1 protein-coding gene is annotated in these 1,132 nt (G+C 51.0%); it reads right to left on the bottom strand.

From position 1 onward, the window contains the following. Nucleotides 1-1,132, bottom strand: a 1,132-nt coding sequence (locus ASC50_RS00960) for a RagB/SusD family nutrient uptake outer membrane protein (protein WP_193391171.1), incomplete at both ends; no start/stop codon positions are given.

Genomic DNA, 1,132 nt, shown 5'->3' with positions numbered 1-1,132 from the left:
TTTGTGAGCCCCACCCCCCGCCCAGAGGCTGTTAGCCCCACCGTAACGGGCCCGGGAATAACCGTAAAAGAAGCGCGGGGGGATTCGGACACTGTGCGCGCGCCAGAAACCGCCGGTAATACCCATATCGGCATAGAAGCGCGGCTCCCGGTCTAAATAGAGCTTAATGGTGGGTTCGTTGTGCTGCAGGAAACCGAGAAATTCTTTGGTTAGTGTTGTGTCCGGCGTACGCGTGATGCTATACATGCTGTCGCGGTTGAACGTGCGGTCTGCATCCAAAGGAAGTCCGTGTTTGGTATAAAACCTTTCTACCATTTTAAAGGTAGCTCCCAACACATTTCGGGAGTAAGACCGATTGTTGGTATTACCAATAAAGGTGTTAGGCAGCACAATGTTGGCATCAGCAGCCACTAAAGATTCTCCGGTGAGACTGGCGGGACTGATATTGGACTGTCCCCATATCAGTTCCTTGTTCCACGGATCAGTGATAACCCATCTCAAATCATAGAGTGTCTGTAGTCTGGGATTTAATCTCATATCGCTAAGGTCGTCCGTCCACATGCGTTTGTCGTATTTGTACAACTCCACTCCGTTTGCCACGCAGAGCGTAATGGCTGCATCTACGGCTTCTTCTGCATCTTTCCATTTGTCTTTTGTGGTGGCGGCGTTATCCTGCGGGAAAAACGGCTTCCCGTCACTATCGTAGAAATCGAAGTAATCAGTGTTGCCGCTGTAGAACGGGCTTGCTCTGTAGAGAAGCACCCGCGCCTTGATAGCTGCTGCCGCCAATCGGTCTACCTGTCCGAGGTCATTGCCTTCCTTTTTCAACATAAGAGCCGGAATAGCTTCATCCATCGTCCGGATGATATAGCCAAAACAGTCGTCTATTTTGCTACGCATCACAAACTGACTCTGCGGCTCGGCGTCCGGTGAAGCCGCCGCGTCCATGATAGCGATGGGACCGTACTGCCGCAACAGCAGAAAGTGATAATACGCTTTCAGAAACTTTACCTGCGCTTTCCAATCGGCTGTTTCTTCGCTTTTCATGTCATGCACCCCGTCTATCCGTTCAATGAAGAGATTGCAGACATTGATGCCCTCATACAGGTTATTTCCCAGACCGGTGTAGGGG

The organism is Candidatus Symbiothrix dinenymphae (assembly GCF_001431085.1).
The sequence above is the reverse complement of the archived record's forward strand: the minus strand, read 5'-3'. Positions and strand labels throughout refer to the sequence as shown.